The 20,564-nt window shown below is 34.2% G+C and carries 24 protein-coding genes; 1 reads left to right on the top strand and 23 read right to left on the bottom strand.

Annotated features, from left to right (window positions below; all coding sequences use genetic code 11):
- Nucleotides 1-42 precede the first annotated feature (42 nt).
- The 5 genes from WFZ86_RS01560 to WFZ86_RS01540 all read right to left on the bottom strand — a co-directional run bounded on the left by WFZ86_RS01560 (nucleotide 43) and on the right by WFZ86_RS01540 (nucleotide 3,868).
- Nucleotides 43-387, bottom strand: a complete 345-nt coding sequence (locus WFZ86_RS01560; RefSeq protein ID WP_144893725.1) for a hypothetical protein — start codon at nucleotides 385-387, stop codon at nucleotides 43-45.
- Between the two features lie 419 nt (nucleotides 388-806).
- Nucleotides 807-1,232, bottom strand: a complete 426-nt coding sequence (locus tag WFZ86_RS01555) for a hypothetical protein (protein ID WP_144893727.1) — start codon at nucleotides 1,230-1,232, stop codon at nucleotides 807-809.
- A 140-nt stretch (nucleotides 1,233-1,372) separates the two neighbouring features.
- Nucleotides 1,373-2,704, bottom strand: a complete 1,332-nt coding sequence (locus tag WFZ86_RS01550; RefSeq protein ID WP_342690302.1) for a DUF2586 domain-containing protein — start codon at nucleotides 2,702-2,704, stop codon at nucleotides 1,373-1,375.
- A gap of 296 nt (nucleotides 2,705-3,000) precedes the next feature.
- Nucleotides 3,001-3,180: a hypothetical protein gene (locus tag WFZ86_RS01545; RefSeq protein ID WP_315175586.1), complete on the bottom strand. Its 180-nt coding sequence runs from the start codon at nucleotides 3,178-3,180 to the stop codon at nucleotides 3,001-3,003.
- Nucleotides 3,181-3,280: 100 nt separating this feature from the next.
- The gene (locus WFZ86_RS01540) at nucleotides 3,281-3,868 is read right to left on the bottom strand and encodes a hypothetical protein (protein ID WP_342690301.1); all 588 of its coding nucleotides are present in this window, start codon (nucleotides 3,866-3,868) and stop codon (nucleotides 3,281-3,283) included.
- A gap of 279 nt (nucleotides 3,869-4,147) precedes the next feature.
- Here WFZ86_RS01540 and WFZ86_RS01535 point away from each other — a divergent pair, with 279 nt between their 5' ends.
- The gene (locus tag WFZ86_RS01535) at nucleotides 4,148-4,948 is read left to right on the top strand and encodes a S24 family peptidase (RefSeq protein WP_230155790.1); all 801 of its coding nucleotides are present in this window, start codon (nucleotides 4,148-4,150) and stop codon (nucleotides 4,946-4,948) included.
- 90 nt (nucleotides 4,949-5,038) lie between these two features.
- On the opposite strand, the gene WFZ86_RS01530 is transcribed toward WFZ86_RS01535, so the two are convergent.
- The 18 genes from WFZ86_RS01530 to WFZ86_RS01445 form a co-directional block, all read right to left on the bottom strand.
- On the bottom strand, nucleotides 5,039-5,287 hold the full coding sequence (locus tag WFZ86_RS01530; RefSeq protein ID WP_221917197.1) for a hypothetical protein: 249 nt from the start codon (nucleotides 5,285-5,287) through the stop codon (nucleotides 5,039-5,041).
- Between the two features lie 2 nt (nucleotides 5,288-5,289).
- A complete protein-coding gene (locus WFZ86_RS01525; protein WP_342690300.1) occupies nucleotides 5,290-6,285 on the bottom strand; it encodes a hypothetical protein in 996 nt (331 codons plus the stop codon).
- A gap of 9 nt (nucleotides 6,286-6,294) precedes the next feature.
- The gene (locus WFZ86_RS01520) at nucleotides 6,295-7,596 is read right to left on the bottom strand and encodes a hypothetical protein (protein ID WP_342690299.1); all 1,302 of its coding nucleotides are present in this window, start codon (nucleotides 7,594-7,596) and stop codon (nucleotides 6,295-6,297) included.
- Complete coding sequence (locus WFZ86_RS01515; protein ID WP_315175571.1) at nucleotides 7,589-8,146, bottom strand: DUF6046 domain-containing protein; 558 nt, start codon at nucleotides 8,144-8,146, stop codon at nucleotides 7,589-7,591. Before WFZ86_RS01515 ends, WFZ86_RS01520 begins: the two co-directional genes overlap by 8 nt.
- Nucleotides 8,147-8,158: 12 nt before the next feature.
- Nucleotides 8,159-8,626, bottom strand: coding sequence for a hypothetical protein (locus tag WFZ86_RS01510; protein WP_315175568.1), 468 nt, complete (start codon nucleotides 8,624-8,626; stop codon nucleotides 8,159-8,161).
- 382 nt (nucleotides 8,627-9,008) lie between these two features.
- On the bottom strand, nucleotides 9,009-9,203 hold the full coding sequence (locus WFZ86_RS01505; protein WP_144893745.1) for a hypothetical protein: 195 nt from the start codon (nucleotides 9,201-9,203) through the stop codon (nucleotides 9,009-9,011).
- A gap of 846 nt (nucleotides 9,204-10,049) precedes the next feature.
- Nucleotides 10,050-10,973 (bottom strand): hypothetical protein, encoded by a 924-nt coding sequence (locus tag WFZ86_RS01500; RefSeq protein ID WP_342690298.1) that lies wholly within the window; start codon nucleotides 10,971-10,973, stop codon nucleotides 10,050-10,052.
- A 2-nt stretch (nucleotides 10,974-10,975) separates the two neighbouring features.
- Nucleotides 10,976-11,185, bottom strand: a complete 210-nt coding sequence (locus tag WFZ86_RS01495) for a hypothetical protein (RefSeq protein WP_342690297.1) — start codon at nucleotides 11,183-11,185, stop codon at nucleotides 10,976-10,978.
- 1 nt (nucleotide 11,186) lies between these two features.
- Entirely contained in the window at nucleotides 11,187-11,537 is a 351-nt protein-coding gene (locus tag WFZ86_RS01490) for a hypothetical protein (RefSeq protein WP_342690296.1), read from the bottom strand.
- Nucleotides 11,538-11,926: 389 nt separating this feature from the next.
- The gene (locus tag WFZ86_RS01485) at nucleotides 11,927-12,568 is read right to left on the bottom strand and encodes a hypothetical protein (RefSeq protein ID WP_342690295.1); all 642 of its coding nucleotides are present in this window, start codon (nucleotides 12,566-12,568) and stop codon (nucleotides 11,927-11,929) included.
- 7 nt (nucleotides 12,569-12,575) lie between these two features.
- The gene (locus WFZ86_RS01480; protein WP_342690294.1) at nucleotides 12,576-14,357 is read right to left on the bottom strand and encodes a hypothetical protein; all 1,782 of its coding nucleotides are present in this window, start codon (nucleotides 14,355-14,357) and stop codon (nucleotides 12,576-12,578) included.
- A 466-nt stretch (nucleotides 14,358-14,823) separates the two neighbouring features.
- Nucleotides 14,824-15,069: a hypothetical protein gene (locus WFZ86_RS01475; RefSeq protein ID WP_342690293.1), complete on the bottom strand. Its 246-nt coding sequence runs from the start codon at nucleotides 15,067-15,069 to the stop codon at nucleotides 14,824-14,826.
- Nucleotides 15,063-15,338 (bottom strand): hypothetical protein, encoded by a 276-nt coding sequence (locus WFZ86_RS01470; RefSeq protein WP_342690292.1) that lies wholly within the window; start codon nucleotides 15,336-15,338, stop codon nucleotides 15,063-15,065. The genes WFZ86_RS01475 and WFZ86_RS01470 overlap by 7 nt, the downstream gene beginning before the upstream one ends.
- A 108-nt stretch (nucleotides 15,339-15,446) precedes the next feature.
- Nucleotides 15,447-17,294, bottom strand: a complete 1,848-nt coding sequence (locus WFZ86_RS01465; protein ID WP_342690291.1) for a fibronectin type III domain-containing protein — start codon at nucleotides 17,292-17,294, stop codon at nucleotides 15,447-15,449.
- Between the two features lie 3 nt (nucleotides 17,295-17,297).
- Nucleotides 17,298-18,545 (bottom strand): hypothetical protein, encoded by a 1,248-nt coding sequence (locus WFZ86_RS01460; protein ID WP_342690290.1) that lies wholly within the window; start codon nucleotides 18,543-18,545, stop codon nucleotides 17,298-17,300.
- Between the two features lie 13 nt (nucleotides 18,546-18,558).
- On the bottom strand, nucleotides 18,559-18,903 hold the full coding sequence (locus WFZ86_RS01455; RefSeq protein ID WP_342690289.1) for a hypothetical protein: 345 nt from the start codon (nucleotides 18,901-18,903) through the stop codon (nucleotides 18,559-18,561).
- A gap of 418 nt (nucleotides 18,904-19,321) precedes the next feature.
- A complete protein-coding gene (locus WFZ86_RS01450) occupies nucleotides 19,322-19,513 on the bottom strand; it encodes a hypothetical protein (RefSeq protein WP_342690288.1) in 192 nt (63 codons plus the stop codon).
- An 11-nt stretch (nucleotides 19,514-19,524) separates the two neighbouring features.
- Nucleotides 19,525-20,562, bottom strand: coding sequence for a hypothetical protein (locus tag WFZ86_RS01445; RefSeq protein ID WP_342690287.1), 1,038 nt, complete (start codon nucleotides 20,560-20,562; stop codon nucleotides 19,525-19,527).
- Between the last annotated feature and the right edge of the window lie 2 nt (nucleotides 20,563-20,564).

Raw genomic sequence — 20,564 nt, 5'->3', positions numbered from 1 at the left:
TATTATTTTTTATAGCATCTAAAACAAAAACTCCGAGTGTTATTACAAAATCTCTATTGTAACAGGTTTGGGTTGGATATGGTCTGAAAATGCTGTGGTGATATTAAGGCGTAAATCGTCTTCTTGCTCTATTTTGCCATCGCCTCCCAAATAACAGTTTTTGAAAAGCACTTCGAGTGCTTTGAATTCATCCATTTTGGAGGCTTGCAGCACCGCAGAACGAATGCTCATATCCGGTTTTCTGAAATAAGCAAATAGTGGTGTTTCATCATCATCTGCAATGGTAAGTTTAACTACTTTTTTATGCTTGTATTTCCATTGATTGAATTGCGCCTGAGTAATGTTTCCGTCAAGAATATCGGTTTTTTTTGAGGGTACTGTTTCCATGTTGAAACTTAATTATTGGTTGTATGATTGAGTACTTGTTGTCTGAGTTGAAAGGGTCTTTTGCTTTTTATTTTGATGGTTTAATCAAAATAGCCATACCAGCTGTTGTTTATTGACACAGGTATCGATGTCATTGTTATAGTAACTAATTTACTTTTGGATCGTTTATGTCAATTACTTCATTAAAAAAGAGGCTGCTTGAGTTATTCGTTTTGAGTTAAACAATCTCAACACAGCCTCTGGAGGAAGATTCCTAATCTAAAACGGACGAATAAAGAGTCTGTAAAATGGTTTGCATGCAAAAATTATATTCCTGTTGAATTCGTTTTGCGTAATGCGATTGAATGTTTGGTTTCTCTTTTAAGTCGGTTTTTAGCAATAGAAAAGGGCATTGTAATTTTAGGAATTAATCAGGATGATTAGTTCCACTCAATATGAGAGCAAATCAAATCAAAAGAAACTGCAATTTTGGTATCGCCTTGGCTAATTCCTCTGCTGTTTGAGTTGAACTCACAGTTTCTTACAGTATGTGTAATTACTTCGTTACTATCGTCAAGGTAACTTACGATGATACTAAAAGGGTTCACATCTTGCAATCTTTGTCCTTTTGGCAAAGCCGCCAAAATAGCTTCTACTTCGTAATTGTATAAAGTAATTGAAGCTTTTGCTTCATACTTCCCTCTACCTCTGTGTACTGGCATGTCTCCAGCTCCATAATGGTTTTCTTTAGATACTGAGTCACTATAGTTTACAGCAGTGATACCGGTAACGATATTGCCTGCAATACTTACTTCAATTGATGACCAGCTGTGTTGTTGTCCGTTAATTAATGGTAATTTATTCATATCTAGCGTTTATTTGTTTTTTATCCTGATAACGTTCAGGAGCTATACTCTTTTATTTATTTGTTTTTTATCACAATCCAATTAGAAGGATAGTGGTTGTGATTTTTTTATTGTTGGTGAATTATAACGAATTCAATACATTATGCTTTGTCGATTCCGAAAGGATTTTTGAATCCTAAATCAACCATAATTTTACGAGCTGTACCAATTGGAGTGATTTCTGCTTTCACTTTTAATTCTGATGTTCCCAAAATGTTTTGTTTTGGATCTACGTATACATCAAAATCTGAAACTTCCTGGTTGGCCACCATTCCTTCTAAAGCAGATCTACATAAGCCTTCAAAGCTTTTTGAAACGGATTGAGGTAATTTTCCATCAATATCTACCAAAACTGGAGAAGCTAATTTTGGTAATAAAGCAGTACGCAATAAACGAGTTGCTTTATTTATTGTACGGTTGTTCTCTACATAAGCAAAGTCTGATGTACCCATAGTACAAGTGTGGCTGTCGTTAAAATAAACACCTGACAATCCTGTGTGGGTTCTAGCAAAAATGAATCTCTTTTCGTTTAGCCCGTTTAAAGTTCCTAACGTTTTAATTTCTTTTCCGCCTACAAAACCAGCTTTGGAAAAACCCTCGCCAGTAAGATTGAATTTTTCGATCCAAGCGATGTTCTCAGATACTTTTGCTTTAGAGATAGCCCCTAATGCCAATCCTACTGCTGCTGTATTTATGTAAACCTCTTTGAAAGTGAATTCAAGCCCCTCTCTATCGTCATTATTACTGTTATCGATTTTCTGCACCTTGTAAATATTATAAGAATTTTCTACTGGCACTAATTTCTCGTTATAAGCTAAAGTATAGAGTTTGTCATTCTCTGCTGTACTACCTTTCATAAACAATTTTTGCTCAAAAGCTTTCTCAACATCCATGGCAATTACAACAGATACATTTTCTGCGTTCAATTCAGATAGATTCATAGCAGTATCAGGATCAAACCCTTTTCCCTCTAAAATTACCTCAAAAGGCATGTAATCTTTGTAACCAAGGGCTGCTTGTGTTTGTGCTTTTTTTACAGCAGCTTGTGTGTCGGCAAATGTAGCTTCTCCAGAAAAAATAATTGCCAATTGACGAATATTCCCGTTGGCCTGTTCCTGCATAGCCATTGCTTTATCAACTATATGTTCATAAGCCTCTCCATCCGTAATCATAATGTATAAATCTCCCGATGGATTCATCCTGAAAAATTGTTGAATTTGATAGTAAGCCGATTGCCCGTTTACATCGTAATCAGCAGTAATTCCTAAGGCTTCTGCATCTTCTAATGAAGCCAAACGTTCTACTTTTTCAAAAACTAATTTTGAAGTTGGAACTCCGTCAAAAAGTAATCCTGAAACCATGTCTTGATCTGGTGTTCTTCTCCCTAATCCGCCTGATAGTTTGTTAATCACAACATCATTTAATGTACTCATAATATAAATTGTTTTAATTGTTTAAATTTTACTTTTGCGTTAAAAAGAGGCAAAAGATGGACTGTAAAAAGTTTAAAAACTTTTTATTTTTAATGATTTTAATTTTAAAAAGGTATTTGTAATCTGGAATCCAAAAAGTAGTTTACTATTTTTGGAAAGCTTTCAAAAAACAGTTTTTAAATTGAATTTTACTCTTGGCCAAGAGATAAACTTGTTTTTGATATCAAGTACAAATTTAAAGTTCAAACTTGCTTTTTCCAATTTTATTGACTGTCAAAACCAGTAGTTTCAGTGTTTTAGGCCCTGGCTTCTGTAGCGAGCCCTTCGTTTATAATGGTATAAATTGTACGCTCTGTGAGAAACAAGCTATCCGAAAGCTCAGATACAACAACTTTCATTTGTTTTGCTTGATTCATATTCAAATAATTGATTACATATTCTCTTCTTTTGTCTAATAGTGTTCTACTTCTTCTCATGGTTGGGTTAAAATAAGGGTATTAGGATAAATAATTTTTAGATTCGGTCGTTGTCTTTTGTGTATGTGTTGTCTGCTCTTAATTTAATAGCGCTAAGATTTTAAGTAGTAGTTGCTGAAGCTGTGCCTAAATCTAAAGTTCCTTCAACTTGATTTGGGTTGATTCCAATTATTCCTGACTTTAAGTCGTAGCCAAGTGCCTCTAGCTCTTCATCTTTCAATCCATTATTGAAAAGGATGTATTTCTTTTTCAAGATATTTTCGACCAATGTTGTTTTATAGGTCATTTCCCAAATAAAATAGTCGTTTTTAGCCCAATACACTTCCTCATTGTTCCATTGCTTTTCTTTTACCTTAAACGTTGAATTAGTGTCCAAATTGGCATTACTACTACTAGTGGTCAATATCGCTTTATCTATGCGATGAGCGATTTCGAATACATCTTCATAGCTTGTTGAAGAAAGGGTACCAACTGGTAGCACTACATAAATACAAAAAGACACATCTGCTTTATAGTTTTTTTCAGAAGATGTTTCCCAAGCAATAGTATCATATTTGAACATTACGATTGGACTTGTAACTGCTGTTTTAAAAACTGCATCACTGTAAAGATGTACTATTGGCGCATTAGAAGAAAACTCCGTTTCGATAGCGCTCTTTTTTTCGTTATAAAATTCTTTTAAAATCATATGATGGATTATTTTTTTACAAATATACAACATATGTTTTAATAATTGCAACATATTACATTAAATTATGCAATAGTTTCAGTAATATGATTTAATTATTTTGCATTTATGTTACAGTAACACAATAAGAAAGAAGCTACAAACACACTGAAAACCAGTCAATTTAGAATAAAATAAACAAATAAAAACTATTTTTTGCTTTATATTATTTAGCTTTGCAACATATAGCTGAATCCCTTAAAGAAAAACAAAACATATTACACAAAAAGTATTCATACTATGGAAATACATACTAAGATAAAACATATTATAGACGAGCTTAAATTAAACAATAACTCATTTGCCAAAGTAATAGGGGTAACTAGCACCACAATAGATAGTATTACCATTGGCAGATTGCAAGCCGATGGTGAAAGAAAAAGAACCAAACCAGGATTTGACTTGCTTCAAAGTATAATTACTCATTGTAATGTAAATCCTGACTACCTTTTTAAAAATAGTGATGAAATTTTCGTCAATAAAACAAACAATCAAGTTAGTTTGAACATTCCAAAAATTATCACGGTAGATGCTCACGGTGAAGAAAACATCAATTTTGTTGGAGTAAAGGCTCGTGCTGGTTATTTAGACGGTTATGCTGACCCAGAATACATGGAAACACTTCCTTCATTTAGCATGCCTATGTTAAAAAACGGTACCTATAGATGCTTTGAAATAAAAGGAAACTCAATGTCGACTACAATTCATGATGGGGATTACCTTTTTGGAAAATATGTCGACAACTTTGATGATATCCTTGACGGCAGAATTTATGTTGTAATAAGTAAAAATGACGGTGTCGTAGTAAAAAGAGTTTTAAACAGAATCAGAGAAAGTGGCAAATTAATTCTAAAATCCGACAATAGAGACGGAAACTACCCCATGTATTCTATTTATGCCGAGGATATTCTAGAGATTTGGTACGCCAGCATGTATGCCTCTAAGCAGATGCCAGATCCTATTAACATCTATGAAAAACTTCATGCCCTAGAAAGTAAAGTTTATGAAATGGAAGAGGCTTTAAAGAAAAAACTGAATTAAAATTCTAAAAGTTGAGGTTCATTTTCAAATAAAAAAATCCCTCTTACTGTTTTGACGGTAAGAAGGATTTTCAACACTAACTAAAATTATTTAAGAAATAGATCCCGTTCCTGTTCCGGTTTGGGCTGATGCAGATCCAGTTGTCGTAACTGTTGTGGTTACGGTTCCTGATTTGACGAATGCTTCAATAGCTGATGCTAATTTTTCAGCTGCTTTTTCTCTTGCCTTTTGTGCTTGATTATTATTATCGTTTCCGTTATTTACATCAACTGATATTTGCGAGCTTTTTACTAAGACATCTAAGATCGCTTCTTCTAATGCTGAAATTTTTAATCCCATTTTTAAATTTTTAATAAAGTTTTTAAATTCGATTTTATTAAAAGTAGGCCTGCTACATTTGGGCCAACTCCTTGTACGACGACAATTTTTGATATCTCTGTAATCAAACTTTCTAATTCTGTTAACAAATTTTTTTCATTTGCATATATTTTAAATTTGTCATCCATTTCAAAAGTTAAATCTCCTTTTTTAAACGAAGTCATAGCATCTGAAATTGTAGCTTCAAATCCATTTTTTATGCTGATTTTTGACTCTTTATCTTTTAAATTGAAAATTGTATTGCCTTTGTTGAGATTTACTTCTGTATGTAATTCGTCAAACGTTATTCTTTGCTTTTCATTACTGTCTTTATCTAAAAATTGCATTTCAGCATTTGCATTTTCTCCGCAAGAAAGCGTAAACTTTAAACGCTCTTTAACATCTTCGCCATTAATAGTATTTATAACGGTTTGCTGTTGATTTCCATTAAAACTGTTTTTAGAAATTTCTTTTCCCTTTTCATTATAAAAAGAGGTGGTAATATTTGAATCCTCGTTACCACTAAACTCTAGTTGTGCAATTTTTTTGTATGTAGGTACTGAGGTTGATGAAGAATCATTGTCTTCTTTTTCTTTGAATACAATCTGGAATTTATCCACTTCTGTATCAATTTCCAAATAATGGTTTTCATCATCCTTGAAACGAATAAAAATGCGTTCTACTTCCGAAAACTGAGAAATAAACGCCCTTGTTTCTACTCCATCAATAATAGAAGCCAACACCCAACTATCCTTTTTGGGAATGGTAATAATTCCTTGTTCTAAGTCCAGAATAGAAGCTTTCAAACGTACGTTTTTAATGATGGCTCCATCGGCTCTCATAATGTTTACAGTATAAGCGTCTTCTGGATTATGGAGCGATTCTGTTTCTGTATTTATTTCAATGACTTTTGCCGCAAACGTTTCAACAAGTTGATTCTTGCTAGCGACATCTTTTATTAGATCTTTTATATTTCCCATTTTGTATTTTTAAACTGTTTCTACTCTTCGTCCTATGTAAATCTTTTGCCTGTAACCGTTTTCACCATAACTTCGCTCAACTTTTTCGACCTGAAAGGTGCCGTTTTTTTCTTTATCCTTAGCGTTTTCCAGAATTACTTTGTCTGTAGGCCTTACAAAGGGTTCTCCAAAAGTTAAAAAATAACCTTCAAATCCATTTGGTTTAGACTGCATGGCTCTCAAGGCACCATATTGATACAATACTGAAGTCGCTTCCGTTGTTGCTTTTTCGAAAGCTTCAATGTCTTTTGGTAAGTCTTCATTATCATTATGTAGGACATGAGTTTTTATTAATTGCCCATTCGGATCACCTAATTCGATATAAACTGGAGTGTTTGAATTCTTAAAGTATTTTTCTACTCGTACACGGGTATTCTTTGTAGATTCATTCACTACTGTTAATTTATCCTCTATAATATTGTAACGAAATTTAAAACGCACTTCACCCGAGAAGACATCAGAATCGGATCGAGTCATTTTACTCAATTGAGATTTTAAAAGACTTAGTCCTTGGTTAATTAACTTTTTTACAACAGCACCTGCTAGAGGGCTTTTTATAAAATTCCGATCTATAAAACCCGCTAGTTCTGTAGCTGTATGTTGTTGCGGATTATTGGTAATTGTAAGTACTGGCCCTGAAGCTTCGGTTTTAAAATAAGTATATATGCCTTTATCTTTCAACATTTCGAAAACCTGAGCCAAGCTTTGATCTCTGTTAATCATAACATTCCCCAATTCTTCATCAAGCGCATTTACTTTAAAAGGTAATTTTAGTTCTTTTATCCTTTTTTCAAAGAACATTTTGGGATTAAAACTTTCAACATTTGTTGTTGGATTTGTTGACACTACATTGTACATATCATTCTTATCCTGAACATCATTATCTTTTACAGCTTTTACTTTCTTAAAAGCATACATCACGTCTTCACAAGATATTCTAACATTTACATCCGTTTGTACTCCTGTGACATACCCTCTGAAAGCTGGTTTGTAATCGTCATCATATCCTAAAAATATTTCGATGAAACTTTCTAGTTTAAAGAAATCATGGATTGTTTTTTGCGCACCACTTGCATTTGCAAATAAACTCTGATCAAATCCTTTGGTGTCAGTATATACTTTTTGAGGCATTTCAATAGTAGCAGTATCTGTAAGCGTTTTATAAGAACTGCTTATCTCGACATTTTTTACATATGTAAATTCATAAAATTTAGGAGAAGGAATACCTCTTACCGTATCGTAAACTCTGATTTTTGCATTTAGTTTAAGCATTGTCTCTAATTATTAGCTCTACCGTTTCGTCTGATGTGGCACTGGCAGTAAATTTTTGAATATTTTTTGTTCCAGCAATAGATGGGATTGAATAGGAATCTATAACTAATTCATAAATTCCAAATCGGTTCAAAATTGCATGTGTTATCCTTAAAGAATAAGGTGCATTTAAGAATTGTTTCAATAAGAAAAGTTTTTCTTTTGGGTACTCATCGCCCGTTTCATTGGCAATTAATCCTTCTATCGAAATACTAAAATCGCCATTTGATATATGCTCTTTGATTGTTGAATCTCGCCCTTCTATACTCTCTTTTTTTATGGTTTTTGAACGATTTAAATTAACCGTAACAGCATCTACTCGCAAACTTGGTAGATTAAGATCGCTTTTTACCAAAGGCTCAAATACTAAAGGAGCAAAAACCCGCAGGTTAAATTCCCCTCCTGTTTTATCTATAATAAAATCTTTCGATTCTGATTCGTTATAATTGATCCCAGCGTATTCGATGTCCTTGGTATCTAAAATTTCGTTTACATTAAAATTGAATTTCATATTTTTTTATTTTTAATTTGAAAATGTTTTAGCAAAGGCCGTTATGAAGGTGTTTTCTAGTCTTGTCTCCTTGTGTTTTTGTAACCACAGCGCCTCTTCTAGTAATTTGTAAAACTCATCCATAGCTAATTGATATGGATCTATCTTAAAAGCATATCTGATAAGCGCTGCAGATTTCTTAAATTCATCCTTCTGAGGTGTAAAATCAATGGCAAATTCACTATCTTTTTTTATCATGGATACAATAGAATTCCCTGCCGAAAGCATGAATTCATCATCATAGATCTCTTTATCCAATACACATTCTTGAAACAAAAACAATATCGCTTCATGTGGATTGTCTTTGTATTTATCTTGATAGTTTAAAAATGTAGTGAACGATGGTTTTCTGCAATAAACGTTTGTTAATTGGTCCTCAGAAGTAAGTTTTAATACGCTACCGTATTTTTCTTTTAGTTTTTCTATTGTTTCGTTTGGCATTTTTTTAGGCTTTACTTATTTTGTGTTTTTACAATGATTAAAAATTAGGCTTTTGAAATTATCCTTAGTTGTGCCATTTCATAGCATAAATTGACTGTCTCTTTTTCACAGACTTTAGCATTTCTGCACTCTGAGACTTTGCGAGTACAACTTCACGCAAAGTCACAAAGACGCAAAGTATATTTTCAACACTTTGAATATTGGTATGATTTACAGACAGTTCGATTAAATTACGACTGTCCACTAAGCAGACGAACAATTCAACACAGATGGGAGAGATTTTTACTCGTTTTTATATAAAAATTTGTTTTTTAAACCATTTAAAATCTATGTTGTTCGGGTTCTATTCTCAAAACCGGAAGAAATGGCCGATGGTCAACTTTTAAATCGCACTATCTCTACTTTCTCTTTTTATGACTTCGGCCAAATCTTCATTTTTTTCGGATGTAGTTAAAGGCGTAATCGTAAAACTCTCTATAAAAATGTTTCCTTCTAAAGGCTGTCCCAAAGGATTTTTAAAGTTGCTCATGTCTGGTGTTTTAGGTGTTTCGCCTAAGTCTCTTGGTGTAATATCCATGATTATTTACTATTTAGTTATTGATTAAGATTAGTATGGGAGACCTCTAAAATTGAGGTGATAATTCTCTAAAATCTTCTGAGAACGAATAGCACTATCATGTCTGTTTTTAAGTAGTAATAGTGGCTATTGGAGGGTGTAAAAATAATGCAGAAAACCATAAAAAAAGAAAAACAAGACACCTGTTTTCAGTAGTTTCAGTAAAACAAAAACCTTCACAAAATCTTGTATAACAACAAAATACACCAGCAAAAAGCAATCATAAAAACTATCAACCACAAGGGTTTTGATCACAACTATTTTTCTAATTAAACAACATCTGTTTTTAAATAAAAATGCGCCAAAGCCTACAAGAGCACTAAATGCTCTGATAGCCTTTGACGCAATAGTATGAGTGATAAATCAGCATCTGTGTTAGCTTTGAAAAACTCTTAACGCGAACCTCACACATTTTATTTACATAAGTTGTCAATGTAATATTGAGGCTATTATTAGGTTTAACCAACATTGAAAGCAGGCTTAACCGATTCGCTGTTTAACAGCTGCTTTTTGCCTTCTATATTGTTCCTTTATTTTTTTGAACTTTACCTTTATCAAGGATTTTATTTAAGATTTGATGATACTTGTTCATTTTGATTTTTGATTAATGATTGATCATTCTATATTTTGCACTTCTCAGGATAATTATTAAACACACGAAAGCCACACCATAGAAGACTTATGTCCTCCAACGGTGTGGCTTTATTGTTATATTTTAATTCCCTGAGAAAGTATTAATTTTGTTGGAGGACTTTTTTTACTTCTCTTCCTCCATGAGAATCGCCATTAATCTATTGAGGCATCTAGTTAAACTTCATCCCCAGTAGGCCCCTCAACAGTTTCGAAATCTGTCAAAATACCATTGGTAAAAGTAAAAGTGTTTGCTCCAATAGTTATATTTTGAGTCAAGCCAGTAGGGATGTCGTCAGTTGTTGCTAAGGTGTAGGCTCCTGTAGGTTTCGCTGGTAAAAAAAGAGTTGTAATTTCATTTAGATTTTCTGCAAATGCTAGTCTTGTCACACTAGTGCCAAAAGAATCAAATTTTTGTGTTAAATTAATGTATCCTGAGTTTATTGCACAATCTCCAAAACAACCATTATCTCCAAATCCAGAAAAGTTAACAAGTTCTTCTGCTATAAACATACTACCTCCTTTTTGTCCTGATTCAGAATTAGAGTCAATATAAAAAAAGTGGGATTTATTGTTATCTGCATCTCTAAACGCTAATATTCTTCTTTCGCCAGCATCATAATCAGATATATAAACCCCCCCATTATCCAAAACACTTTGCAAATCTTGGCTTCCAACAGCCGCTATATCGTCAGTTGTTGCTAGAGTATAAAAACCCGGTGTTTTATCTGGAAATTGTAAGCTATAAGCACCATTAACAGCATTGTCGGCACGCATAGACACCTGACCAGTTAGGGTTTCATTAGAAAAATTATTAAAAATAATTCCTCCGTCTTGAACATCAAAAACGAGTCCTTTGGTACCTTCAATATTTTTCCCTGAGATATTAGTACCAATAAAAAGTATTTCCGAATCTATAACTTCGTTTCCAGAATCCACTACGCTTTGCAAATCCTGACTTCCACCTCCACCACCAAACTCACTTCTAGCAACCGAACCAACTTCATTATTGGCATCGACAACCATCACGCGATCTTCCGCTGCTCCTTCTTTAACTTCGTTTAAAATAAGACTTCTTTCAATTTTATATTTCTTATCCATGATTATTGATTTAATGAGTTAGTAATATTGTCTACAGTCACCACAACCTCTGTAGTAACTTCTTGTGTGGCCAATACGCCATCCACATAACTTAAAACAACTGCTTTGTTTGGGTTGCTTTGGTCGCTTAGTGTGATAGAATCACTTTTAACCACTTTTTTTAAAGCCTTGATTTCGGCTTTTAATTGTTTGATTTTCTTTTTTAGTTTCATGTTAAATTTCAGTTTGATTAACAATATCAAAGGAAGATAACAGCGTACTATCGCCACCTAAATACGAGGCATTAATAAACATATCCTCTACTATTCCCGTGACCATATCGCCAGCTTCCAAAATAGATTCATTTTCGTTACTTGGATTCTTGAACACGCATAGCTGGCCAGTCTTGTATATTATAGTAGACGACACCTGAGCTAACAACTCATTGATACCATCAACCTCTGCCACAGGCACTTTGTCGTTTTTGTGTCTGAACGAATCCCAAGTATCCCAAAACTGAGTTTGACTGGGTTTTAGACCAGTTTTAAACCAGTCCTTTATTGTATTTAATGTTTGTAATGCCATATTTGTTTGTTTTTAAATTATTAATTTCTACGAATTCAATATTTTATTGTTTTGGACAATAGTGAATTAGATGATGATTGCTGTGTGTCGTTAGAAGAATGAAAAAGCGAAATCCTATAAATCGCGTGAGTGAGAATAAATTCTGATTAAGCCTCTAAACAAGCTTGCACGAAACCATCAACCAATAATTAAGCTGGTTTTTATTCTAAAGGACAATGACTCTTTCTTTTTTATCGAAGAATTGGGAGTTTTATTGATCAAGTAGAATTTCAAGAATACCTTCTGACAATAAAATCGAGTTTCAGAAAAACGCTTAACACTAACCTCAGCCCCATTTATTTACATAAGTTGTCAATACAATTTTGGACAATAAAAAAAGTAAATCTATGTTACTGTAAATTCATAATTACGAGTTCCTTTACAGTCATTGGCTCATGTCCAAAAACCTCTTTGCTGAGCATAGCCAAAATTTGCGGATTTGTTTCGTTGTTTAAGGCGGAAACAAATGGTTGACTTACACCTGTTGTTAGATAGTTATTATACTCAACTTGGTAAGCTTGGTACAAAACAGCATATAACTGTTGGTTCATGGCTTGCAGATAATCATCCGCAGCAAGGCGTTCATCTTTTAGCACTTTACGCAATTTTTGGCTAGAAAAGCCTACTATCGTTTCAGTTCCATCACCCAAAAAAACAGGCTGTAAATCAAAGCTGTAAAATTGCTTTTTCTTCGAATAGGCTATTTCTCCCGCCCAATCCATATAATGTACTGTTTTTTGAAGCCCTAAAAAAACATTGGGGTAAACGGTTCCGTTGTATTCATAGTCCCCGAAAACTCTATCGTAAGTTATTCGTATGGCTTCTTTTCCTTTGGTGTCGTGATACGACTTGGAAACCTTTTGTCCTTTCATGTTATACAACGGCTCTTTTTCTTGCAAAAAAGGCAAATTGTCGAATGAAATATCTGTTAAGGTATTACCTAATGTTTGATATTTTTCTAAATAATGATCTAATACTATTTGTGCGCTCATATTTTTATTATATTGCTAGTTTAACATATCTAATATTAGTTATATCAAATTTTCTTATGTCAGCCCGCACTTTTAAATTTCCTGAAAATGTATCTGTAAATAAGATATTTGTATTATAATCTCTAAAGCGATATTCGGTGCCAATTCTCTCAAAATAAAAAGTAGGAGGATTTGTTTTCATTACAAAGGATTCTACGTTTCCAAGTTCTTTACCATAAGAAAGACCAGTTGATTCTTGATAAACCCTCATGTGGGAGTTTATATCTGCACCGTTTAAATAAACTTTTGCTGCAAATTTTACGGAGTTATCCACTGCAGATACCAAAGAAATTGAAGGTTGGTCAGGCATCCCTATGGTTGCGCCTAATGGCGAACGAGTTAAAGTAAAGTAAAGTCTGAAATTTTCACCATTAGGAATATTAAAGCAAGTACCAGAACAGGCAATATCATAAAGCGTTAATTCAATGTTTCCGTCATTTGATACATTGGGGTTTCCTGACAATATTGTCCAATCTGCTGAAGATACTTTTTTGATTTCGCCAAGAACGATTAACATTCTACCGTCGAATGTCGCACTTAACCCATTATTTAAAATAATATCAAAACTACCCTCAGCAATTCCGGTAGTAACATTTGCATGCACTTCATTATCGTTAATAAATTTTACGTAGTTTATAGTTTGCCCGACTATTTGTACGGTCATATTTGGTGTAAAAAACGCTCCTTTCAAAACAATATTACCAGTACTGTTTGGCAAACAACTATATGGCTTTATTTCATCTAAATAAGGCGCTGGTGCTGTGGCAATCGTGTATAATTTCAAATTACCGTTCACATCAGGCGCAAGCACTTTATTGGTGGGTAATTGCCCATCATTTCTAGTAGAGGGATAATTACTCAAGCGAATGTCCTTGTTTAAGAACTCGGTGGTTTCGATTACATCCGCTGCAACAATTGCAGGTTGACCAACGCCAAAGCTTCTACCACGTAAAAGCAATTTGAACACACGCCCTGTGTCAGATGTTTTATATTCTACAATTTCATTTGGCCCAATTATCAAGGGGGTTGCCAAAGTATTGATATAGGTTACAAATCCAGCAATATCTTGCGTGGCCAATACAGTAGAAAGAATAGTTCTAACGGTTGTTACCACATTATTTAAGCCCGCAAGCTTGGTAATTTCAGCAGCATTAATAAGGCGTTCACCAGCTACTTTGTCGACCTTATTCGTCTGCAAAAGCTTCCCCATTTCAGCCGTTAAAGCCTTGGTCATTCCACCAGTAGTGAGGTCGTTTACTAAGATTGTACTTAGTGATGCTTGAACCGTTTCGACAGCGTCTACCAACTCCTGTAGCGTGTCTAAATTCATGTTATCAGAAGTAAGCAAGTTATTGATGGCGTTAACTTGCATTTGCAAAACCTTTCCTTGTTCAGCGCTCAAAAGCGATTCAGCACCACCCGTAACCAAGTCGTTTACAATGTTCAAATATTGCGCTGCCAATTTGGTAAATTCATCCAATGGAGCGTAACCATCGGGTGCGCCTTTTTGGGTTTTATCTTCTTTATCATTAAACAAATCAGCGTGAGCAGCATCGTCTGTTAAATGATTATCCAAAATCATCTTATCCGCTTTCGAATCGATTATCTCATCCAATCCTTCAACCTCTGCCACAGGCACTTTGTCGTTTTTGTGTCTAAACGAATCCCAAGTGTCCCAAAACTGAGTTTGACTGGGTTTTAGACCGGTTTTAAACCAGTCCTTTATTGTATTTAATGTTTGTAATGCCATATTTTGTTTGTTTTTAAATTATTAATTTCTACGAATTCAATATTTTATTGTTTTGGACAATAGTAAATTAGATGATGATTGCTGTGTGTCGTTAGAAGAATGAAAAAGCGAAATCCTATAAGTCGCGTGAGTGAGAATAAATTCTGATTAAGCCTCTAAACAAGCTTGCACAAAACCATCAACCAATAATTAAGCTGATTTTTATTCTAAAGGACAGTGACTCTTTCTTTTTTATCGAAAAATTGGGAGTTTTATTGATCAAGTTGAATTTCAAGAATACCTTCTGACAATAAAATCGAGTTTCAGAAAAACGCTTAACACTAACCTCAGCCCCATTTATTTACATAAGTTGTCCATGTAATGTTTAGGCTATTATTGGGTTTAAAATAATTCTATACCTTCCAGTCTATCGCATCCAAACAATGCTTTTTGGTTAGTATAAAAACGAGGGCTTTTCCTGTTGTGGTTAGGTTTCATTTTGAATATTTTTACCCAAAACACTTGAAATAGTTTCATTACTGTTTCCAAAATCATAACCATCCCATTTGATTAGTATTTTGTTCCAAAGTGTTCTAAATTCTCTGTTGGCTAATTTGTCTAACGTAACAGCAGAATCTCTGAAATAGCCTTTGTTGCGTACCAAAAGGAAATTGATTAGCGTAAGTGGTAGATACAAGAGGTAAGCGATTATGAATAAAAGGAATTCTAGCATAACTCCCAATCATTAGGTAGTTGACCATAAATGGTGCGTTCAGAATCAACTAGATCATTTTGCACGAATAGTAACAATCCTTTTTTAGCTTTTTCCCAATCAGATTCTGTTTTTGACATTCCATCAAAATCGCCATCAAGCTCAACAATCTGAGCAAGTTGATTTATCTCTGAGTTTTCTACTCTTTTTTGTCTTGTGTTAATCAATCTTTTTGCTCCATTCTCGTCTACAATGAAATCTTCTATTTCATATATTGTAGCGTCCTGCATTACGTTCCATGAGGCTATTTCTATTTGTAGCGTTCCTGTAATTGGAATGGCTCTTTCGATGTGTGATAGGGTGTTTTTAATTGTATCATGATGTATTGTTTTTTTATATTACCAAGTTTTACGTCCAATGGCTGCTTCGAAATTATCTATTATTGTATGCAAGGCTACTACTTCTGCATCCGTAAGCCCTTCGTGTATGGCGGTGAATTGGATGCGTTGTGTACTCCATCCAGCAGCATAAGGAGTACCGTTAATATTAAGATTTCCTACAAATAAACTTATATTTGGAAGATTACCACCGCTATTACCGCTTGCAATTTCTGTTTTGTTTCTTATGAATTTTGTGAATGTTGCTGATTGTTTAACGCTTGTAAAAACACCTCTAGCATCGTTTTGATTTATTTGGTTGATAGTGTTCCCATTAATTCTAGTACTTCTATTGTAGCTTGTGTTGTTTCCTCTACATTGAATTAATGAAGCCTGAGTAAGTGATACAAATGAGCCTATTTCAACAACATCATTTTGAATATTTGCAATATTAGACCCAACAACAACACTTAGACCATTACTATTGACATTCTGATTTGTGCTAGGTACAAAAAAAGTATTAGCATAAGCGTTGGTACCATTACATTGATAGCCTAAATTACTATGTGTTCCTCCACCAAAGAATTGTAATCTAAAGGCCGCATTGGTGTCTAGTGGGTTTTTAGCGTTCCATTTGTGCTGCGCTTGGGTTGTGCCCAGAAATGGGTAAAAGGCTTGGATTTTGTTGTATAAGCCTTGTGCTTTTAAATCCGAAAATAAATTTACAATTGCTGCTTCGTATGCTTGATTTCCTGAGGCATCAATGTATAAATATGGATCAGCATCTATTGTATTTGTACTCACATTCACTACATTACTCACCACCGATTTATTATAAAAAACATCCACCGCTACTAGGGTAATGTTGTAATTCGTAGCAGGAGTTAATCCCGTGATAAATTCACCACTGTTTTTGATTTCCTGCTTAAATACTCCATCAAGATAACACTCATAAAAAACAATAGCTCTTGCACTACTTGGAGGTGTAAAATGTAATTGTACTGCTGTGTTATATATTGGTCCTACTGATAAACCGGTTACTACATTAGGCGTTATTACACTCATTAACAATCCTTTACCAAGTTTGAATGGTGTAGGCATGTTTAAAATAATATGTTTATATCCATAGTCAGTTGTGATTAATTTTTTACCATCTTCAGAAACCGTTATTCCTTGAAAATTAGTAGCAGAAAAAATTGAACTAATATTTACAATCTGTGTTTTAGCGACTACCATTGAATAAGGTTCTGTCAATGTATGTTTAATAATATTAGATGAGCCTGAATTACAAAAAATAGCTCTTCCATTTGTTGTTATGTGAAAATTACTTGAAATATTTCCTAAAGGAAGTGAAAAGTTAATTGATGATATTACAGAATCAATTTCAAACGGCACCGACAATGTATGTTTTTTGAAACTATTAACACTTCCTGTAAATAAGTAATAACCATCTTGACTAAGTTGAACAACAGGCGTCGCCCCCCCTGTATTAAATGATTTAACAAAAACTGCGGTTCTTACATCCCAAGCAGTTGAAAGGGTATATTGTAATATGTTCCCAGATGTTGAACCCCCACAATACATTCTTAATCCATCTGCTGTTAAATAAATTCCTTTAGGTGATGTTTCACCTGCTTGATTTATATTCAATGATCTTCCAATATATAATGGATTTATTAAACTATAAGGTCTCGATAGCTGATACATATCAACATAATCTCCATTATGTATCATTTTATACATAAACAGTCCATTTCTAGACATAGTAGAACCCATCGATTGACTGCCGAAGTTTTGCAAAAGCTCTCCTTCATAAACCAAAAAATTTTCTTTCTGCCTTCCAAAATAAAATTTTTTTAATGTTTGCATAGTCTAAAAGTCTAATAAAATTGTATTTGTGTTGCCTCTTCTCATAAAACTACCTGTTGTTTTCTCAGGTGTTGTTGACGGCGTTGTTTCCCAAGTAAATGGCGCTGTAATAGCCCAAGTTACTGTAACTCCTGCTAATGTTCTAAATACAAATCCATATTGTGATAAAAGAGTTGCAGGAACTGTGATGGTACAATTGGCCGTGAATAGTATGGTCTTTTTATTCCAAACTGGATTTACAGTTGTGTTTGCAAAAACCTCAATCTGAGAATCTAGCTCCAATACTGGTGGAGTATTGCTAGGTATAAATATAGGACTACCTCCATTGTTACTATAAATAAAAGAATAAGTATCCCCATTATTAAATGAATTCATCCCTATGAAAACACTTTTGTTAAAAACAAGTTGTTTACCCGACTTATTTGTTATAGAATACCTCTTACCATCGTATGGCTCGAAACCAGTAGTAAATTCTACTGATTCTATAAACGATTCATCTAAAACGTAAGATTCAATTACTAAATTACTAGAATTACTAGATACTACTATGCGAATTTCACCAATGTCGGAATAACCAACTACATAAAATTCTGATTCTGTCTTTGATATTTTAGCATTTATTGCAGATTGCAATCCAGTGACTTCAGAAATTGTATGTGAATGTGCAATTGATGCTTTACTATCAATTATAGATTTTAGAGTTTTCCCCATCTCAGCTGTTAAAGCCTTGGTCATTCCACCAGTAGTGAGGTCGTTTACTAAGATTGTACTTAGTGATGCTTGAACCGTTTCGACAGCGTCTACCAACTCCTGTAGCGAGTCTAAATTCACGTTGTCAGAAGTAAGCAAGTTGTTGATGGCATTAACTTGCATTTGTAAAACCTTTCCTTGTTCCGCGCTCAAAAGCGATTCAGCACCACCCGTAACCAAGTCGTTTACAATGTTCAAATATTGCGCTGCCAATTTGGTAAATTCATCCAATGGAGCGTAACCATCGGGTGCGCCTTTTTGGGTTTTGTCTTCTTTATCATTAAACAAATCAGCGTGAGCAGCATCGTCTGTTAAATGATTATCCAAAATCATCTTATCCGCTTTCGAATCGATTATCTCATCCAATCCTTCGACCTCTGCCACAGGCACTTTGTCGTTTTTGTGTCTGAACGAATCCCAAGTGTCCCAAAACTGAGTTTGACTGGGTTTTAGACCGGTTTTAAACCAGTCCTTTATAGTATTTAATGTTTGTAATGCCATATTTGTTTGTTTTTTAAATTGTTTTCCATTTTTGTAAGCACTCTTTTCTGTGGGTATACCCATTAGAATCTCCATAACGTTCTGTTTGGCGGCCTAAATTGATGGCATCACTTACAGCATCTAAATCATCTAGATCAGCGTATTGGTTCAACTTGTTTTCGCTCCAAAATAGAACGGCACAAATCATCGCATTGGCCTCAACTAAAATTAAATCCGGATTAGAAACGAAATCAATCCCTGTTTTGACTTTTAAAAACTCGTAACCGTTACGGAATGTGTTTTGCAAAAAGCCGCCACCACGGTATTTAAAACCGTCTCCAGATGCTTGGTCGCCATTGCCACCACGATTAGCATACACATAATTTGCGCAATGCTGAGGGTTGCGTAAAAAAGAACGAACAAACGAGTCTGTTTTATTCTTAAATGGTGTCTTGAAAGTACTTCTAAGTCTGTCAACAGATGTGAAAAATAAATTCTATCGCCTTGCAACTAAACCGCTCTCGTGTTCTAATTGCGCCATAAAATGTGCAGTTCTTAGAGGTGTGTTGATTTCATTCTTATTTAAAAGCGATTTATATTTTAAATGAAGATTCATGGCTTTTTGTTTTTAACCATCAAAATCCATCTATGAATAGTGAACCCAATGGTAATCAAAAATGCAGTAACCTTTCATCCATTTTTCGGCTTCTGAAAATTGAATAGTTAAGCAAAAAATGCCCATAGACGACACTTTTAAATCGATAAGATATTGATGGTTCATTGGGTTGTTGTAAGGGTTATTTTGAAAGTTTTTTGGCGTTGTATTTACTGGTAAAGAAATACCCGTAAATAAGGGCTCCAAGTCCTTCTATAAATTTTATTTGTAGTGGCGTAAACCCTAAACCGTTTAGGATGTCGAACGTATGCTCTAATGTAAAAGCCACAATCATCCCAATTAAAATCCAGTATTTTTTGATAAAGTTTTTCATTGATTTAATTATTACCAAGTTGATCCAGCCGCTCTAATCCAAGTATTGGGGGCGATACACCAGTAAACGTGCGTTGCAGTAAATCTTATTTCACCAACAGTTCCTGGGGCTGTTGCTGATGTAGGGGCTGTGTCTAATGCTCTCTTTTGAATAACTCCACTAATAACTGTTCTAACAATTGATGTATTACCGATAGTAACTGTATTAGAACCTGCACCTACTGCTGTATGTCCTATTACGATTTGATTAGTTTGGTTATTTGCCAATGCCCTTGAGTAATAACCTAAAAATACAGAATTGTTTGTGATAGTATTCATATTATGATTTCCAAGAGCCGAGCCAGCATTTCCACCAATAGCAACATTTTCACTTCCTGTTGTGTTATAATATAAAGCAGCGTAACCGTTACCAATGTTATTATTTCCAGTTGTATTTAAATGTAAAGCATCCAACCCATTAGCAGTGTTAGCACCACCTTCCGTATTTGAATATAAAGAAGTTTTACCATTAGCAGTGTTACCATCTCCTGTTGTGTTTGAATATAAAGCATTTTTACCAGTAGCAGTATTATTAATTCCAGTTGTGTTTAGTCTAAGTGTTCCCTCACCATAAACAGTGTTACTTTCGATATCTTTCTTTCCATTGTTCCAAACTGTCTTATCACCATTATTAGATTCTAAATGGGGTATACTTATTCCTGAAGATATAGTTAAATCTGTAGAGCCAAAAATGCTTTGACCGTTAATTGTTCTAAATGAAGGTTTATTCAAAATTAATCCAGAACCACTTGTAGCATTCCAATCTGAATTAACTTGTGGAGAAACAGACAAAGTAACGTCCCCATTGACAGGTTCAATACCATTAACTGTTTTTACGGAATTATCACTTACCTGCTTTACGACTTTATCGCTACCAATAACAAGGTGTTTATCGGCAGCAGTTCCCGCGGCAACTATATTAAGCTTTAATGGTTTTGCAATGGTTTGCACGGTCTGAGCGTCTGCCATCATCCCGATAGCTAAAACGCATAATAAAATTATTTTTCTCATAT

This window comes from Flavobacterium polysaccharolyticum (assembly GCF_038739875.1).
Taxonomy (GTDB): domain Bacteria; phylum Bacteroidota; class Bacteroidia; order Flavobacteriales; family Flavobacteriaceae; genus Flavobacterium; species Flavobacterium polysaccharolyticum.
This window is presented reverse-complemented; position numbering and strand designations above follow the sequence as displayed.

Excerpts from the sequence above, each read along its gene's own strand:
- WFZ86_RS01465 (WP_342690291.1), bottom strand. The coding sequence starts at position 17,294 with ATGCAAACATTAAAAAAATTTTATTTTGGAAGGCAGAAAGAAAATTTT.
- WFZ86_RS01515 (WP_315175571.1), bottom strand. The coding sequence starts at position 8,146 with ATGAAATTCAATTTTAATGTAAACGAAATTTTAGATACCAAGGACATC.
- WFZ86_RS01550 (WP_342690302.1), bottom strand. The coding sequence starts at position 2,704 with ATGAGTACATTAAATGATGTTGTGATTAACAAACTATCAGGCGGATTA.
- WFZ86_RS01560 (WP_144893725.1), bottom strand. The coding sequence starts at position 387 with ATGGAAACAGTACCCTCAAAAAAAACCGATATTCTTGACGGAAACATT.
- WFZ86_RS01555 (WP_144893727.1), bottom strand. The coding sequence starts at position 1,232 with ATGAATAAATTACCATTAATTAACGGACAACAACACAGCTGGTCATCA.
- WFZ86_RS01505 (WP_144893745.1), bottom strand. The coding sequence starts at position 9,203 with ATGGATATTACACCAAGAGACTTAGGCGAAACACCTAAAACACCAGAC.
- WFZ86_RS01500 (WP_342690298.1), bottom strand. The coding sequence starts at position 10,973 with ATGGATAAGAAATATAAAATTGAAAGAAGTCTTATTTTAAACGAAGTT.
- WFZ86_RS01445 (WP_342690287.1), bottom strand. The coding sequence starts at position 20,562 with ATGAGAAAAATAATTTTATTATGCGTTTTAGCTATCGGGATGATGGCA.
- WFZ86_RS01540 (WP_342690301.1), bottom strand. The coding sequence starts at position 3,868 with ATGATTTTAAAAGAATTTTATAACGAAAAAAAGAGCGCTATCGAAACG.
- WFZ86_RS01480 (WP_342690294.1), bottom strand. The coding sequence starts at position 14,357 with ATGGCATTACAAACATTAAATACAATAAAGGACTGGTTTAAAACCGGT.
- WFZ86_RS01535 (WP_230155790.1), top strand. The coding sequence starts at position 4,148 with ATGGAAATACATACTAAGATAAAACATATTATAGACGAGCTTAAATTA.
- WFZ86_RS01470 (WP_342690292.1), bottom strand. The coding sequence starts at position 15,338 with ATGCAGGACGCTACAATATATGAAATAGAAGATTTCATTGTAGACGAG.
- WFZ86_RS01450 (WP_342690288.1), bottom strand. The coding sequence starts at position 19,513 with ATGAAAAACTTTATCAAAAAATACTGGATTTTAATTGGGATGATTGTG.
- WFZ86_RS01490 (WP_342690296.1), bottom strand. The coding sequence starts at position 11,537 with ATGGCATTACAAACATTAAATACAATAAAGGACTGGTTTAAAACTGGT.
- WFZ86_RS01545 (WP_315175586.1), bottom strand. The coding sequence starts at position 3,180 with ATGAGAAGAAGTAGAACACTATTAGACAAAAGAAGAGAATATGTAATC.
- WFZ86_RS01525 (WP_342690300.1), bottom strand. The coding sequence starts at position 6,285 with ATGGGAAATATAAAAGATCTAATAAAAGATGTCGCTAGCAAGAATCAA.
- WFZ86_RS01530 (WP_221917197.1), bottom strand. The coding sequence starts at position 5,287 with ATGGGATTAAAAATTTCAGCATTAGAAGAAGCGATCTTAGATGTCTTA.
- WFZ86_RS01460 (WP_342690290.1), bottom strand. The coding sequence starts at position 18,545 with ATGGCATTACAAACATTAAATACTATAAAGGACTGGTTTAAAACCGGT.
- WFZ86_RS01475 (WP_342690293.1), bottom strand. The coding sequence starts at position 15,069 with ATGCTAGAATTCCTTTTATTCATAATCGCTTACCTCTTGTATCTACCA.
- WFZ86_RS01495 (WP_342690297.1), bottom strand. The coding sequence starts at position 11,185 with ATGAAACTAAAAAAGAAAATCAAACAATTAAAAGCCGAAATCAAGGCT.
- WFZ86_RS01520 (WP_342690299.1), bottom strand. The coding sequence starts at position 7,596 with ATGCTTAAACTAAATGCAAAAATCAGAGTTTACGATACGGTAAGAGGT.
- WFZ86_RS01485 (WP_342690295.1), bottom strand. The coding sequence starts at position 12,568 with ATGAGCGCACAAATAGTATTAGATCATTATTTAGAAAAATATCAAACA.
- WFZ86_RS01510 (WP_315175568.1), bottom strand. The coding sequence starts at position 8,626 with ATGCCAAACGAAACAATAGAAAAACTAAAAGAAAAATACGGTAGCGTA.